Below are 14,423 nucleotides of genomic sequence, written 5' to 3'. Positions count from 1 at the left end.
CAGGGATCTTCCCGAATCGTTTGACAATCTAGTCCACTAGTTCAAAACTAGTGGACTAGAAGTGCTATCCGTGAGATCCGAGAGTTCGGGGTGAGGGGCAGTGCGCGAATTAGGCACCACGGCCATAGAGGCTCTGACCGAACTCACCGGCCAGGCACCCGACACCGCCGAGCACGACGGCGTGATGACCATCCACGCCGACACCTCCCGCGTCCCGGCCGAGGACTGGCAGAGCCTGCTCGCGGTCCTGGAGACCGGCACCTTCTACGGCCTGACCACCACCGCGGCCGGCACCAGCACCGTCTGGCTGTCCATCGAGTTGGAGACACCCCGCCCATGACCGCCATCCCGATCAGCGTCCCCTTCGCCAAAGGCCACGGCAGCGGGAACGACTTCGTCGTCCTGGATGATCCTGACGGCCTCCTCGACCTCACCACGGCCGACATCGTCGAGCTCTGCGACCGCCGCCGCGGCATAGGAGCGGACGGCGTCCTGCGCCTGGTCCGCTGCACCGCCGACGTGGAGGCCTTCGCCATGGCCGGCCATGCCGAGTGGTTCATGGACTACCGCAACGCCGACGGCTCCCTCGGCGCGATGTGCGGCAACGGCGCCCGCGTCCTTGCCCAGCACCTCGTCGCCACCGGACGCCACCAGGGCGGCCCCCTTACCCTCGCCACCCGAGCCGGCGTGCGACACCTCCACGTTCCCACCGGCGGCGATGCACACCGGGGCGACGTCAGCGTCTCCATGGGCATCCCAATCTTTCCCGGACCGGCGCGGATCGCCGTAACCGTCGGCGCGCGGCGCTGGTCCGGGGCCCATGTCGACATGGGCAACCCGCACGCCGTCGCGTTCGTCGACAACCTCGACCACGCCGGCACCCTCGCCACCGCACCCGTGGTCTCCCCAGCAAGCGCCTACCCGTACGGCGTGACGGTCGAATTCGTCCGAGACCTCGGCTCCCGGCACCTGGCGCTCCGTGTGCACGAGCGCGGCGTGGGCGAAACACCGTCCTGCGGGACCGGGGCCTGCGCCGCGGTGGCCGCTGCCCTCCCCCGCACGCCCGGACCCCGGGGCCCGGTCCGCTACGCCGTGGACGCTCCCGGAGGCCGTCTGATGGTCGACGTCGCCGCCGACGGGAACATGACCCTGACCGGCCCCGCCTACCTCACGGCCCAGGGAACCGTCCGCCTCCACTCAGCCTGGCCGAACACCCTCGCAGAAGGCGAATGGGGCCTGCAGCAGCCTGCGTACGGGGTACCCACACCCGCCCTGCTCGCGCGGGCCGACCGCGGCCTCAACCGGCTGATCGGCAGCGACAACCCCGACGACACAGAGACGGACGGATGAAAAGCGACGGGCACGAGGCACACCCGCTGATTGGCCGCCTCGTCCGCGACATTCCCTCCGGCACCGAGGGGCGCCTCATGGCCGTGGTCCGCGAGGACCTACCCACGCACACAGGAACCTCCCGCACCACCCGGCGCGGATACATCCGTCCGACTGGTGGCGGACCAGAGCTCCCGACTGCCCTGGATAACATCGAGCCCCTCGGAGCCACCTAGGCTTCGCCAACTTCACATCTCAGCCAACGGCCGGGCGGCGTTCTGCGAACGCCGCCCGGCCGTTGGCCTGCGCCACAGCAGCAGCCTTGGGCCGGTGGCGCAGGCCAACGGGACTATCGCCAGTAGGGCTGTTCTTCCTGTTCGGCCTGCCAGGTTTCCAGGTCGGCCCGGAGGGCCGCGCACGCGCGTTCCGCGTCCAGCTGGTCTTTCAAGTGAGTGAGCCACTGCTCGTCGTCCGGATGGAACTGCCGGTCTTGGGGCAGAGCGTGCCCCTCGGCCCGGGCCTCGTAGACCTCCCAGGGGGAGTGCTGGTGCCCGTATGCCTCGTGCGGTGGCAGGGAGCTGAGGAAAGCGTCCTCGGGTTCACGCAGCCAGGCTGGCGGAGCGTACGGCGCCGGGATCTGCCTTGTCCTGGCGGCCGCTTCCCGGATCTCGGCCAGGCGCTGACGCAGTTGCGGACCGACCTCAGCCTTGAACCTGTTTATGACCGGCGCCCTGTACGCCGCCAGCCCGTTGAGGAGGTCGGTGTACCGCTGCCCTGTGTCGTCGACGAGCTCGTCGCGGACGGTTGGCGCGGTGGGGTCGCCGAGGCGGCCGAGGCGTTGCTGGCGTGCGAGTTCGTACCGCACAAAAGCCGACGGGTCGCGAAGATAACCCGGAACACCCCAGGTCTGGAGCTCGGCGGCGAGGCCTTGCCAGCTCCAGCCCTGGAGGATCAGCGGGCGTAGCGCGTGGGCGAGCCGGCGGGCGCAGCTGCGGTGCAGCCACCAGACCTCGCGTTGGAGCTGCTCGGCAAGGCTGATGGCCTGGGCGCACTGTGCGGGTGTGAGGCGGGAGCTGCTCTGCCTTGTGGGCTTGGGGGACTTCACAGCGCACCCGCGAGCGCGGGTGTAGTTCTTACCCTCCACTACCTGCAGGTTTCTGTGGTCCTGTGGGACCACAGAAGAAGGGGTGCACCGTCTTCCTCGATTCGGCTTCGACGCGGTGCGCCGACGGACGTCGGCGACAGCCAGGGTCCGGCCGCGGCAGGTGACTCCGATGACACGGGCGCGGTACCCGGTTCCGTCGGTCCGCCGGCCCATGGCCGCGTCCCACACGGGAGGGGCGACGGCGGCGAAGAGCGTGGCGGTCCCGCGGTAGCCGTGTTCGGGAGTCCAGGCGTCACCGTGCCGGGTGCGCATCGAGTTGGTCTTGGACCCGTGCTCGATGTAGGCGATGAGTCCGAGCTCGCGCAGGACCCGGGCGTGCTTGAGGACTGTGCGCCGGCCCAGGCCGAGTTCGAGCTGGGCCGTTTCGATGCTGAAGGGGAAGTGGCCGTGCTTGCTGCGCCGCATCCGGGCAGCGAACACCTCGGCCAAGCGCACTGTGGAGGGACCCGCGTCGGAGTGGTAGCCGGCGGCGACCATGAAGCGGACAGCAGGAAGGAAGTCGCGAGCCTGGCGGAGGTGCCGGGACGCGGTCGTGGAGACCTCGTGCGCGGAAGCGTCACCGACGAGGTCGAAGGGGATGTCCGTGGGCTGTGACAGCGCGGACGCGTCGGGGCATGCCGCCGGGTCGATATGGCGGCATGCCAGGACGTCGTGCATCATTACCTCCGTTGCCGGGAGTCCGTTTCGGGCAAGACGAAGCCCCACTTGCGGGTGTTTCGGGTTCTGGGAGAACCGAGTGAATGTCCGGCCTTCAGGTCGGACACTTCGCCTGACCAGGGATTACGGCCCTGGGGATGGCGGTGGCAGATGGCCAGCTGGTCCGACGGCAAATCGGGCACGGTGGCCGGGGCAGCTGAGCGAGGCCTGGGGAGGCTCTCGCGGACGGGCTGCCCCTCAGATGGGTTACGTCATCCAGCCCCGCTCACGGGGGAACAGACGGGTCCCGCACGCCGGAGGGCATGGGGAAATCCACCAGGTGGCCGGAGTGGACACGGCGTCGGCCTGGCGGTGGCTGTTGTGTCCCGGAGGACGGTTGCGGGTACGCTGCATCGCAGCGAGACCTCGATTCCGACAAGCATCGGTCTCGCACTGTGCGAGGCCTTTTTGGTCGAAGCTTTCTCGCACCGGTTCAGCCCCAGTGGCGCGATTCAGGCCGGCCAGCCTGATGCCGTTGGGGTTTTCGCCGTTTACGAGGTGGCTGATGTCCGTATCTGCGTGAACACGGAATCCAGCGCAGGCCCACCCTATGCCCCTCCCACCACTCCAGTACAAACCCTGGATCGCTCTCTCCAGCGTGTCGAAGCCGCCCTGCTGACGGTGCGTCGTCCAGCCGTCGTGGCCGCAGCGCACACCGACGGCTGCGGTGGCGCGTGAGGTCTCAGAGCGCACGGTGGTACTCCCGGGTGTCTGCCGGCACGGACCACCAGGGGAAGGGCTGGACCGGGCGGGGTTCGAGGAGGAGGTCGTCGACGGTCCCCTCGCCGTCGGTCTGGCGGCTCCACGCCTCCAGAACCGAGGCGAGGATGGCCCGCGCCACCAGTCGGAATTCCTCAGGGGAGGGCGTCTGTTCGGCGAGGGCCGGCAGGTGGCGGGTGTGGGAGTGGACGGCGAGGAGTTCGGTGATCAGGGGGTTGAACGCCAGCATCGCGCTGACGTTGCCGCAGGCGCTTCCTGAGGCGGCGGGCGCGGGGGTGTGGGCGGTGGCCGGGGTGGCGATGCGGCCCAAGAGACGACGTATCACAGCGGGTTCCCTCATTCAGGTCGGGTTGGGTAGAAGCGGGGCAAGGCTGGCTAGAGGTTGCTGTGGTGCTTGAGGATCACCGCGTCCATGCCTTCGAGTTCGGCCAGGATTTCCTTGACGGGCCGGCGCTGGAGGTTGGTGTCGATCGCCTCGTCCAGGGCGGGGATGCCGTCCGGGTTGTTGTACTTGGCGAAGATCTCTTCGACGGGCAGTCCGCGGACCCTGAAGGGGCGGGTCGGCTTGCCGTTCAGGTTGATGGACATGAGGTAGTGGTACTTGGGGAGTTCGGTGATGGTCTCCGCCGTGACGTGCCCGTTCCACCGCTTGGCGATGAACGCCGCTTCGTCGTAGTCCGCGGCGCAGGTGGCCAGCAGGCTCTGGTTCTGCAGCAGTGACTGGCGCGTCATCGCGGACAGCCGCAGCGCCATCTGCGTCATGCCGATGAACCTGATCTCATATTTTCTGAGCTGCTCGGCGATCGCGGCGAGAAAGCCCTTGCTGCTGCTGTCCAGGGCGGTGAGCTCATCCCCCCAGGCCCAGAACGTGGCGCGCTCCTCGCGGGGGGTGTCCTGGCGGGCGAGGCCATTGCGGTAGAGGTCGTGGATGAGGAGGCAGCTGACCAGGGCGTCGGACTCGCTGCCGGAGGGGCACACGAACACGATCCGGTTGGTGTCCATTGCGGTGCGAATGTTGTAGGCGGAGCGGGGGCTGCCGAAGAACGCCTGGAGGGACTGTGAGGTGTCGAGGCGGTCGATGGCGTAGGTGACGGTGGGCACGGCCTCGGGGCCCAGCTTGGTGAACGTCTTCGTCCAGTAGGCCTGCACACTCTCCGGGAGCCTGTGCAGGAGCGCCTCACGCCACGCGTCGTCCGTCAGCCACGTCCGGATCTGGAAGAGGGTGCACTGAGCCTTCGGCTTCCCGTCCTCGACGGCTTTGAGGTTGAGGAGGGCGAGGGCCTGGGCGGTGCGGGCGAGGATCGTCTGGGCGCGCGGCGCCTTGTCGCCCCAGCCCTGCGCTGCGGCGATGCCCTCGACGACTGAGCGGACCACGTCCTGGACGTCGCCGGTGGACTTGCCCTCCATGGACAGCGGATTCCAGGAGACGACCAGGTCGTCGTCGGTGACCTTGGCCAGGTTGATCTCCCACACCCGCGACTGGATGCGGGGGTGGGCCAGGTAGGCCTTCGCGCGGGCCCAGCCCTCGCCGTGCGGGTCGAGGAACCAGGTGCCGTAGCCGGCGTGGGCGAGTGCGATGCACTGCACGAGGGCGGCCTCGGTCTTGCCGTGCCCGGACTTGCCCAGCGAGAGTCCGAACAACAGGTCCTCGACCCGGGCCGCGCCGATCCGCTCTTGCCCGTCGGGGAAGACGACGGCGCCGAGCGGGACCAGGCCCGGCTGCCCGGTGTAGACGGGCAGCGTCGCGGGGGCTGGCGGGACGAGGCCGCCGGAGCGGACGACGTTGGAGGCGTGGCACCGCGCGGTCGGGGGCTTGAGGAACCCGGCGAGTTCCGGGACGGTGAGCCACTGCCGCTTGTACGGGCGGAACTCGCCCGTCGCGAAACGGCGCTCGAAGCCGGCGATCGCGCGCCGGCTGCGAGGCTTGCGGGCCTTGAGGTAGTTCTCGCCGCTCGTGGTCGCGAACACGGCGAGCAGCTGGTGCATCCGGGCGAGCGCCGCCTGCGGGTGCGCTGCTTGGGTACGCAGCAGGATCTGAACGGCGAATACGGCGCCCGCCGCGGGGTCGAACTTGCCGATCCCCTCGCGGAGATCACTCACCCTGGGCATCTGCCGGTTCGCACCAGGCGAGGAGCCAACGGTCTTGCCGCCGGACCAGGCCGCCATGAACGTCCCCCAGGCGCCGCCTCCACCCGTGCCGCCGGTGAGGCGCTCGCCGTACGCGGAGGGACCCTGGCGGCGGGACTCGGCAAGGAGACGCCGCCGGCGCCGGGCCAGCTGGCGGTCCCGTACGGGCACCAGGTCCAGGACGACGTCAGCTCGCTCCCCGTCCTTCGCACGCACGGCCGCGAGGGCCGCGGCCAGCTGCTGCAGGGGATCCGGCGACAGCCCGAGCGCGGCGAGCGCCTTGTGGTCGGAGCGGCCCAGGACGAGCTCGGCCCGCTCCACATACGCCCGACGCTTCCCCCGGCCGGAACCACCGCTCTGCGCGGGCTTGGAGAGGACCGTAGAGGCGCTCACTGGGAGCCTCCCTCGCGCTGGCGAGGAGCGGGGAAGCGGACGGGCTCGATGCCCTGGCTGCGACGGTTGAAGCGGACCTCCACTTCCGCGAATCCGGGCATCGACAGCACGGCGCCCGCTTGAGCGGATCCCTCGAGGAAGCAGCGCATCATGCCGTCCGGGTCGACCGAGTACCGCAGCCGGACGGCCGCGCCGCGCGATGGCGCCTGGGCGGCGTCCACGACGCGGCCCAGGTGGTGCGCCCAACGCGAGACTTCGCCGGCCTGCGGGTCGAAGGTGCTGGTCGGCACCAGCTCCACGCACGTGCGGTTCGCGAGCGCCTCCCTGACGCGCAGCGCGCGCTGGAACGACTTCCAGCCCCACACGGCACCGCCCACCAGTACGGCCGTGGCGAGAAACGGCGCCGACACCGCGATGGCGTGCACAGCGGTGAAGAGCATCTCGGCGCCCGGCACTACGGCTGTCATGCCGAACTCCGAGAAGAGATGCGGGTAGTGGTGCCACGTCTCACGGGGCCTCCTTGGTCGCTTCGGAAAAAGTCCCTTCACCTGGACCAAGTACGGCTGGAAGCCCCGTTCGGACATCAGCCCTCCAGGCTTTACCAGTTCATTGCCAAGAGGGTCCGCGAATAGGGTTATTCGGGTCTTCTTGGCAAGGTGCTCCGCCGCGTCCGCGTTGCGTCGCGTAGCCGGTGTCGTTCTTCAGGCATGAGCGAAGACCGGACCGACGGCCCTGGAGCTGTGGCGCGCACAGCGGCAGCGCTGGGAAACGAATTGGGGCAGCTGTTGGCTTGCGACCCTGGAGCGGGGCGTCGGGCTGTAGAGGATCTCGTGCTGAGGATGCACTCCGGGGCCACGGTCGCGGTCGGGCTCGCGCGTGGGGCGGGAGTGAACTACGAGGAGATCGGGCGGGGCCTGGCCATGCTGGAAGACGCCGGGATCCTCATCCAGCGGGCTGCCAGCCTGCTCCTCGCCCTCCCCGCCGCGAACCACGCGATCGAAACGACCTTCCGGCATCAGGCCACCTTGGAAGGCCTCAGCCAGGCCCCCGCTACGGCAGACGGTGTTCGATGAGCATCGTGGGCACCGCAATTCTCAAGGCGTGAGCCGACGGACGGCGAGCACGGTGATCGTGTCGAGAGCGACTACCTCCACATTGCGGCCTGGTCTGGGCGCGTGTACCGCGAGCCCGCTCCCGATCGCCATGGCCACATGTTCAGGGACGGACGCGCTGCCGCGGCTGAAGACAAGGTCGCCGGGCGCGATCGCGTTCACGGGTACCGCCATCCCTTCGCCCACCTGGGTATAGGTGGTCCGGCTGAGCTCGATTCCCGCGGTTCCGTATGCGCGCTGCATGAGCGAGGAGCAGTCGCAGCGGCCCATCGCCTCGCTGCCGTGGGGGTTGGTGCAGCTGCCGCCCCACTGGTAGGGGGTGCCGAGCTGGCCCAGCGCCCACCGGATCGCGCTCTGAACCGTGACCGGCGCGGTGGCGGGGATCTGGTAGCCGGCGGGAACGGTGCCTGGCGGGATCGTGCCCCAGTCCTGGGCGCCGGCGCCCTGGCATCCAGTGGGGACAATTCCCGCGACCGGGAGCGCCGGGTTGGCGGGGGCGGTGCCGAGGGTGGGGGCGATGGCCAGCTGCAGTGCGGTGGCCAGGGGTTCGTGCTTGGCATAAGCGTCGGGGAGCGCGGACGCCTGGACCTTCTGCGCCGCGACGGTCAGCGGCATGAACTCCCAGTTCTTCAACGCGGTGAGCGACTTGTAGAACTTCGTGGAGGCGTAGACCGGATCCAGGATCTGCTCCCGGCTGCCCCAGCCCTGTGAGGGGCGCTGCTGGAACAGACCGAGCGAGTCCCGGTCGCCGTAATCGAGGTTGCGCAGTCCTGACTCCTGCAACGCGGTGGCCAGCGCGATGACCTGCCCGCGTGCCGGGACCCGCATCTGGATCCCGGTGGCCACGATGGCCCGTGCCATCGGGACTTGCTCGCCCGGCGCCGACAGTCCGGCGACGTTGACGCCTCCGGCGGCGCCTCCGGCGAGGGCGCCACGGACCTGTTGCACGATTCGGGCGGTGTCCGCGTCCAGTCCAGGGGAGCCTGCGCAGCGGGACTGTGCGCCGGCTGCGGTCTGGGCCTCGGCGTCGGCGATGCCCGCGACGTGGGCGGCGATCGCCGCTATGACCAGGAGCGCGAGGGAGATAAGGGCGCTGCCGCCCGCCAGCCACGCCTTGCGCTTCTTCGTCACGGCTGCCCCGGGCCTGGGGGCGGGGTGCGGCGTACACCGCGGTCGAGGCGCTGGCGCAGCTGGCGCTGGCGGGGCGAGGCAGGGGCCGGGGTGGGGAGCGGGTGACGCGGCGCCGCCGCTGTGGGCCGGGCGGAGGCCGGGGCTGTGGCTGAGGGTGGGCGGCGGGCGGGCTGTGCTCCGGGCCGGTGGCTGGGACGTGGCGGCCGTACCGCAGGGGACGCGGGGGCCGCCACGGCCGGAGTCCTCGGCGCGACGGGACCGGCGGGCGTTGTACGGGGAGTGCGGGGAGTGCGGGGCCCGGGACCGGTGCCGGTTGGCTGCGGGCTTCCGGGACGGGGGCGGCCGGCGGGACGGGCAGGGGCACGGGCCGGTCCGCGGCCGGGACCGGGGGAGCCGAGGCGGGTGGCGAGGACGGAGGCGCCAACTGACTTGGGCATCGCGTAGGCCATGGCGGCCAGCGGGTTGCCGCTGGCGAGGGCGACCCCGACGAGAGCGCTGCGCACGAGTACACGGGCCGTGCTCTGCGCGACGCGGGGCCGCTTCGCGATGGTGTTGGAGGAGGGTTTGGTGAAGACCGATCCGTGGGTTCCGCCGATGCGGCTGGAGGAGAGCTTGCTGCGCAGATTCTGGGAGACCTGCTTGGAGCGTTCCGCGATCTTGCGGCGCTTCATGACCGCGCCGATGCACACGACGTCCACGATCAGGAACCGCAGAGTCAGCCCGAGTCCCGGGTCCGCTGTTGGGGAATCGGACAGTCCCTGTTCCCAGCCCGGCTGTGAGGGGTCGAGGACGGCTTGGACGATGACGATGAACACGGCCAGGGCGATGACGCTGGCGAGCATCTGCCCCAGCGAGCGCATCACGGAGGCGGCCCAGTCCCACAGGTAGGCGCGGCCGGCGCCGGGGACCGTGCCGAGAATGAGGGCGGGCTCGGCACGGATCGCGTCCCAGGCGATCCGGCACTGGGCGACCAGGAAGCTGCCGGCGAGGCCGGAGATCAGCACGGTGACGATGAGGGCCGCGACCAGTAGGAACAGGGCGCCGCCGACTTTGTCGAGCGAGGCCCTCTTCGCCGCGCCGGCATCACCGGTGACACAGTCCTTCTCGAACTCCTCCATCGGGGAGGTGCCGAAGTGGTCGACGGCCCACCTCTGCACGATGGGTGTCGTCCAGTCGGTGACAGCGGCGCCGGTGGGGTCGATGTAGGAGCGCAGGTGGTTGTACTTCTTGAGCTTGTTGGTCTGCTCGGTCACCGCGCGGTCGTAGGCGAGCTGGGACAGCTTGGTCTGGCTGTACTTGGTCGCGCATTCCGCTTTGAAGACGCGCCCGTACTGGATGAGCATCGCCGGTTTGACGATGAACGCGTCGGTGAGCGCGTCGGTGAGCGGCCTGGCCAGCGACGCGCTGTCCGCCTCGTCCCCGGCCTTGTTCTGCGACGGGGGCGCGGTCGGGCTGGCGTCCAGGATGATGGCGGCGACCTCCAGGGCCACCCCGCGCACTACCGCTACCGCCCCGTCCCGCTCACCCAGCAGCACCTGCGGCGGGGAGGCCAGCAGGGTGGTGGTGAGGGCCGCGATCAACAGGGAGAGCGCGGCGTCCCCCCAGCCCTTGGCCCGGTCCCCGAAGAAGATCCGTGCGACGCAGACCAGTGCGCACACCGCCATGAACAGGCTGGGCAGGCCCATCTCCAGGATGACCCGGGCGTGCAGGGAGTTGGCGACGGACAGCGCCGGCATGAGCAGCAGCTTGGCCAGCGCGAAGGACAGGGCCCGCAGGACGAGCCAGCAGCAGAACGCGATGACCCACTTCGTGATCATGAAGCAGATTTCGGCGATCAGGTTGTAGATCCCCAGGTCCCAGTCGGTCAGCCCGCCGGTGTCGGAACGCACCGTGTACGCCGAGATCGGCATGCCATTGCGATCGGTCACGTTGAAAACCGCCAGGACGCCGCCCTCGTTGGGCAGAAGCTTGCGGATCCGCTCCCGCTCGGCTTCCAGGTACGCGTCCTGCATGGCCTTCGAGGCGTGCTTGCTGAAGTCGGCGATGATCTCCTCGATCTGCGCGATTTCCTCCGGGGTGGGGGGCGACTGCAGGCCTCCTGTTGGCTGGAGTGGGCTCAGCGGGAAGCCGGGCGGCGCCGTGGTCGTGGCCGCAGGGTCGGGGGGAGGGGTGGGTTCGGCGTGGGCGGGCAATGAGGTCAGAAGGGTGAAGGATGTGGCCACGAAGGCGGCCACAAGCAGTGCCAGGCGCAGCCGGGCAGTGCCGAGCAGATGGAGGCGGGAGCGCCAGGTTCTGGGGGTTTTCATGCCGCCATCCCGTGGGCGCCGGGGGTGGTGTGGATAACCTGCCGGATCTTGTCGTCCATGGGGATTACCACCTTCATGAGGCCGATGCGTCCGGGCAGGTCGCGGTGGAGGCACTCGCCGGCCCGGGCGGCCTTCTCCTCGTCGCGCAGGTTCAGGGGGGAGAGCCGGGTGGTGACGAGGTCCAGGAGGTCGGCGTCGGTGGGGTCGACGCCCAGGAACTCCAGTGCGCGCGCGGCCAGGGAAGCGGTGGTCTGGCGGAACACGAACCGGTGCGGGATCAGACCGCGAATGATCATGCCCTTCTCCGAGTCGGCCGGCCCGAAGTCGTCCGCGTCGTGAGAGCCCAGGTAGGCGGCCGCGTTGCGCTTACGCCCGTCGCGCAGCAGCTCCAGGAGCAGCTCCAGCCCCTCATCGCTCGACGTCAGCCACCAGCACTCGTCGAAGACGGTGACGGCGAACTCCTCCGTGCTGGCCATCGCCGTCTCGCGGGCGACCGCGGCGATCAGATACATCACGGCCCGCCCCAAGACCTTCTCGAACTCCAGCCTCTCGATCCGGTGCTCGGAGGCCAGCTCGCTCTTCTTGGGCAGGGCGAGCGCGTTCACGGCGAACACGACGCTGTCCGCGCCGGCGGTGTCGACGACGGGCAACGTCTCGTCGAACACCACCCGGGCCAGGTCCTTACGGGCGACGGCGCCCAGCTTGCGGGCCAACGTCCTGGCCGCCGGATCCTGGGCACCGCGTGACTCCAGCTCGGTGACCAGGGCCCGCATGGACGGGGACGGCTGCTCCAGGACGGCCTCGACCGCCTCGGACAGCGCCACGCCCTCAAGTTCCATCGGGCGAATACCGAGCAGCAGCGTCAGGAACGATTCGGTGTACCGGGCCGCGGTCTTGACGCTGTGGCGGTGGAAGAGACGCAACGGGTCGAGGGAGACCGCGGCGTTGTGGTCGATGCGGACGATCTGCGTGGTGCCGGGGCAGGCGTTGGCGAAGCGGACCCACTCCTCGTCCCTGGTGCGGTCCACGATCACGGCCCGGCCCCGTGATCCGGGGCGGCCGGTCCGGTGCCCGCGGGCCAGGACCTCGTAGGTCGCGGACTTGAGGACGATGGATTTGCCGGCGCCGAGTTCACCGACCGCGGCCAGGGATCCTGATGCGTTTTCGCGGGGGCCGCGGGTGGCGTCGAAGAGGACGGGGCGTGCGCCGCCGGAGGCGATCTGCAGGCCGAGGAGGCCGCCGCGCTCATCCCCCAGCGCGCTGCCGCACCAGGGCATCGCCATGGCGAAGTCGCGGGCGAGGAGGATCTGGGCGTAGCCGAGCATCACGCGGGGGGTGCGGCAGCCGGGCAGCATCGCGTGCCACAGGTCGGACTGCTTGCCCACCGGGCTGCGGAAGGTGTAGTCGCCGGCGCCGAAGTCGGAGGCGAGGGCGGCGGCGCGGGCCTGCGCGTCGTCGGGGCTGGAGCCCCAGACGGCGAGGGTGACCATGGCGGAGATCTCCACTTCGCGGGCGTTGGCGGTGATCCGCTCACGGAACTCGTCGTTGTCCTCGACGTTCTTCTCGATCGCAGCCGGAGCGCCGGCGGGATCGCCTTCGTACTCGGCGGCCTGGGACTTCAGGTGCCGGGCTCGGCGGCGGGTCTTCGCCTCGGCCTTCGCTCCGGGGGTGATGACCAGGCGGGCCGTCCAGTCCACCGGGTAGGCGAGATCGTCGAGCTGCTGCAGGTACGCCGCTCCGGGCAGAGCGAACGCCTCGGGCATCTCGGAGAGCGCCAGCAGCGTCTGGTAGGAGTCCCCCCATTCGCTGGAGACCTGCAGGAACCGCCGCTGGAAGGGATTGCCCGGCACAACCCTGACGGGGCCACCGGTCAGATCGGCGCCGCCTTCGGCGAGGAGGACGTCGCCGAGCGCCGCGACGGTACGCCCGCGGCCCCGGATCCCGGGCTCGGTGCCGTCGGGCAGGAACGGTTCGCGCAGCCCCCGCCGGGCACTGTGCCCGTAGATCCACAGGATCTCCGCCTCACTCGCGGGCCGCATCGCGACCCCGCTCGGCCACTGGGCCTGCATGCGCTGCGCCTGCTCCGCTCGCAGCTGTACCTCGGCAGCCGAGATCGGAGCGGGGAGCAGGCCGAGCTGCAGGGCGAGTTCCGCGCCGGCGGCGGAGAACACGTCGCGGACCGCACCGGTACGGGAGAGCGCAGGCAGGGGAATGGCCAGCCAGTCGGTGCGGCCGGTCAGCTCCATCTCCTCCAACTGGTCCAGGACCGTGTGCCCGAGCGCCTCGTAGCGGGGAGAGGCGGCCAGGTCGACATCGGTGACCATGGCGCGGACCACGGCGGCAGGATCGACCTGCGGGCACAGCGACATCAGCATCGGTTCACCGGTCAGGGACTTGAACAGCGACTCAAGCGACTGAAGCCGGCGCTTCTTCGCGACGGACGGGGCGTGGGAGTAGTTCGTGGCTGCCACCCGCCACACCGCCCACACGGTGCCGTGGGTGGTGAAGATCAGGTTCTGTTCCACGTGGCGGATGGGCAGAGGCATCAGGACTCCACAAGGGAGGAGGGATGGGCCGTTCGGCGGGCGAGGAGCGCCTGGACTCCGGAGGCCACCGCACCCACAGGCGGACCAGTTGGCGCCGTACTGGCCGCATCGGCTGGTGCGGCGGCCGCAGTGGCGGGGAGACGGCCGATGAGCGGTACGGGAGCCTCGGCTCCGGAGCCCGCACAGCCCGGGAGGGTGAGCAGGCAGCTGGTGCGGCGGGCTGACGCCGGCCGGTAGGCGCGGCCGCCCAGCACGCCCCGTCGGGGCGCGGCCAGCATCGCGATCACACTGGCCGCCGCCGCGGCAGGGTTGCGGCCATCGACCTGAAGGCGGCGCAGCGCGAACGCGGCGCCGAAGGGCAGGGCGAGCAGGACGACGATGTCGCCGACACCGTGCCCACCCCAAAGGGGGCGGGTCATGACGAGCAGGCCGACGGTGACGATGATCGCGGTGAGCTGCGTCATCGTGTACGGGCCGCCGGCCAGGCGCAGTCCGCGCCCGCCCCGCACGTCCCGGATGACGCCGTAGACCAGCGGGGAGCGGCGCGCCTTGGTGTAGCAGCGGCCGATGAGCTCCGGGTCCCAGTCGCCGCCGGCCCCGGTCACTGGTCGCCCGAGATCGTGGTGCCGTTGTACGTGGTGATGTCCTCGGTGACCTTGCCCTGCAGGGTGCCCATGCTCGCGGACAGCCCCCACACCACAGCGCCCAGGATGCAGGCCACGATGGTCGGCCCGGGTGCCTTGGTCTTCCAGCCGACGGCGACCACGAACAGGCCGCACAGGCAGGGGATGAGGATGATGAAGATCAGCTTCTTGATGTCGGCGCCCATGCCCCAGCCGGTGCTGATCCAGCCGGCGGCGAGGGTGACGGTGTCATTCATGACGAAGACCTCTTTCAC

12 protein-coding genes are annotated in these 14,423 nt (G+C 70.2%); 3 read left to right on the top strand and 9 right to left on the bottom strand.

All coding sequences use genetic code 11. From position 1 onward, the window contains the following. Positions 1 to 100 precede the first annotated feature (100 nt). Together J7F03_RS02830 and dapF are read left to right on the top strand one after the other, a co-directional pair. Complete coding sequence (locus J7F03_RS02830) at positions 101 to 340, top strand: hypothetical protein (protein WP_214947017.1); 240 nt, start codon at positions 101 to 103, stop codon at positions 338 to 340. Beyond that, positions 337 to 1,350, top strand: a complete 1,014-nt coding sequence (gene dapF / locus J7F03_RS02825) for a diaminopimelate epimerase (RefSeq protein WP_214947016.1) — start codon at positions 337 to 339, stop codon at positions 1,348 to 1,350. The genes J7F03_RS02830 and dapF overlap by 4 nt, the downstream gene beginning before the upstream one ends. A 328-nt stretch (positions 1,351 to 1,678) precedes the next feature. Here the strand turns inward: dapF and J7F03_RS02820 are convergent, their stop codons facing one another. The 4 genes from J7F03_RS02820 to J7F03_RS02805 form a co-directional block, all read right to left on the bottom strand. Then, a complete protein-coding gene (locus tag J7F03_RS02820) occupies positions 1,679 to 3,151 on the bottom strand; it encodes a hypothetical protein (RefSeq protein ID WP_214947015.1) in 1,473 nt (490 codons plus the stop codon). 721 nt (positions 3,152 to 3,872) lie between these two features. Then, the gene (locus J7F03_RS02815; RefSeq protein ID WP_214947014.1) at positions 3,873 to 4,235 is read right to left on the bottom strand and encodes a hypothetical protein; all 363 of its coding nucleotides are present in this window, start codon (positions 4,233 to 4,235) and stop codon (positions 3,873 to 3,875) included. 50 nt (positions 4,236 to 4,285) lie between these two features. After that, positions 4,286 to 6,430, bottom strand: coding sequence for an ATP/GTP-binding protein (locus J7F03_RS02810; RefSeq protein WP_214947013.1), 2,145 nt, complete (start codon positions 6,428 to 6,430; stop codon positions 4,286 to 4,288). After that, the gene (locus J7F03_RS02805; RefSeq protein ID WP_214947012.1) at positions 6,427 to 6,897 is read right to left on the bottom strand and encodes a hypothetical protein; all 471 of its coding nucleotides are present in this window, start codon (positions 6,895 to 6,897) and stop codon (positions 6,427 to 6,429) included. Before J7F03_RS02805 ends, J7F03_RS02810 begins: the two co-directional genes overlap by 4 nt. Before the next feature lie 363 nt (positions 6,898 to 7,260). Between J7F03_RS02805 and J7F03_RS02800 the strand changes: the two genes are divergently transcribed. Beyond that, positions 7,261 to 7,503 carry a hypothetical protein gene (locus tag J7F03_RS02800; protein ID WP_214947011.1) on the top strand — a complete coding sequence of 81 codons (243 nt, stop codon included), beginning with the start codon at positions 7,261 to 7,263 and terminating at the stop codon, positions 7,501 to 7,503. A gap of 21 nt (positions 7,504 to 7,524) precedes the next feature. Here J7F03_RS02800 and J7F03_RS02795 read toward each other — a convergent pair whose 3' ends face one another. From J7F03_RS02795 to J7F03_RS02775, 5 genes are read right to left on the bottom strand one after another with little or no spacing between them, the layout of a single operon-like run. Further along, positions 7,525 to 8,673, bottom strand: coding sequence for an NlpC/P60 family protein (locus tag J7F03_RS02795; protein ID WP_308378961.1), 1,149 nt, complete (start codon positions 8,671 to 8,673; stop codon positions 7,525 to 7,527). Next, entirely contained in the window at positions 8,670 to 10,979 is a 2,310-nt protein-coding gene (locus J7F03_RS02790) for a hypothetical protein (RefSeq protein WP_251071326.1), read from the bottom strand. The genes J7F03_RS02795 and J7F03_RS02790 overlap by 4 nt, the downstream gene beginning before the upstream one ends. After that, positions 10,976 to 13,525, bottom strand: coding sequence for an ATP-binding protein (locus J7F03_RS02785; protein WP_214947010.1), 2,550 nt, complete (start codon positions 13,523 to 13,525; stop codon positions 10,976 to 10,978). The genes J7F03_RS02790 and J7F03_RS02785 overlap by 4 nt, the downstream gene beginning before the upstream one ends. Continuing rightward, positions 13,525 to 14,130, bottom strand: coding sequence for a hypothetical protein (locus J7F03_RS02780; RefSeq protein WP_214947009.1), 606 nt, complete (start codon positions 14,128 to 14,130; stop codon positions 13,525 to 13,527). The genes J7F03_RS02785 and J7F03_RS02780 overlap by 1 nt, the downstream gene beginning before the upstream one ends. Continuing rightward, positions 14,127 to 14,405 (bottom strand): hypothetical protein, encoded by a 279-nt coding sequence (locus tag J7F03_RS02775; RefSeq protein ID WP_214947008.1) that lies wholly within the window; start codon positions 14,403 to 14,405, stop codon positions 14,127 to 14,129. Before J7F03_RS02775 ends, J7F03_RS02780 begins: the two co-directional genes overlap by 4 nt. Positions 14,406 to 14,423 lie beyond the last annotated feature (18 nt).

This window comes from Streptomyces sp. ISL-43, assembly GCF_018614195.1.
In the GTDB taxonomy this organism is placed as follows: domain Bacteria; phylum Actinomycetota; class Actinomycetes; order Streptomycetales; family Streptomycetaceae; genus Streptomyces.
This window is presented reverse-complemented; position numbering and strand designations above follow the sequence as displayed.

Coding starts and splice junctions, on each gene's coding strand:
- dapF (WP_214947016.1), top strand. CDS start 337: ATGACCGCCATCCCGATCAGCGTCCCCTTCGCCAAAGGCCACGGCAGC.
- J7F03_RS02820 (WP_214947015.1), bottom strand. CDS start 3,151: ATGCACGACGTCCTGGCATGCCGCCATATCGACCCGGCGGCATGCCCC.
- J7F03_RS02805 (WP_214947012.1), bottom strand. CDS start 6,897: ATGACAGCCGTAGTGCCGGGCGCCGAGATGCTCTTCACCGCTGTGCAC.
- J7F03_RS02790 (WP_251071326.1), bottom strand. CDS start 10,979: ATGAAAACCCCCAGAACCTGGCGCTCCCGCCTCCATCTGCTCGGCACT.
- J7F03_RS02785 (WP_214947010.1), bottom strand. CDS start 13,525: ATGCCTCTGCCCATCCGCCACGTGGAACAGAACCTGATCTTCACCACC.
- J7F03_RS02775 (WP_214947008.1), bottom strand. CDS start 14,405: ATGAATGACACCGTCACCCTCGCCGCCGGCTGGATCAGCACCGGCTGG.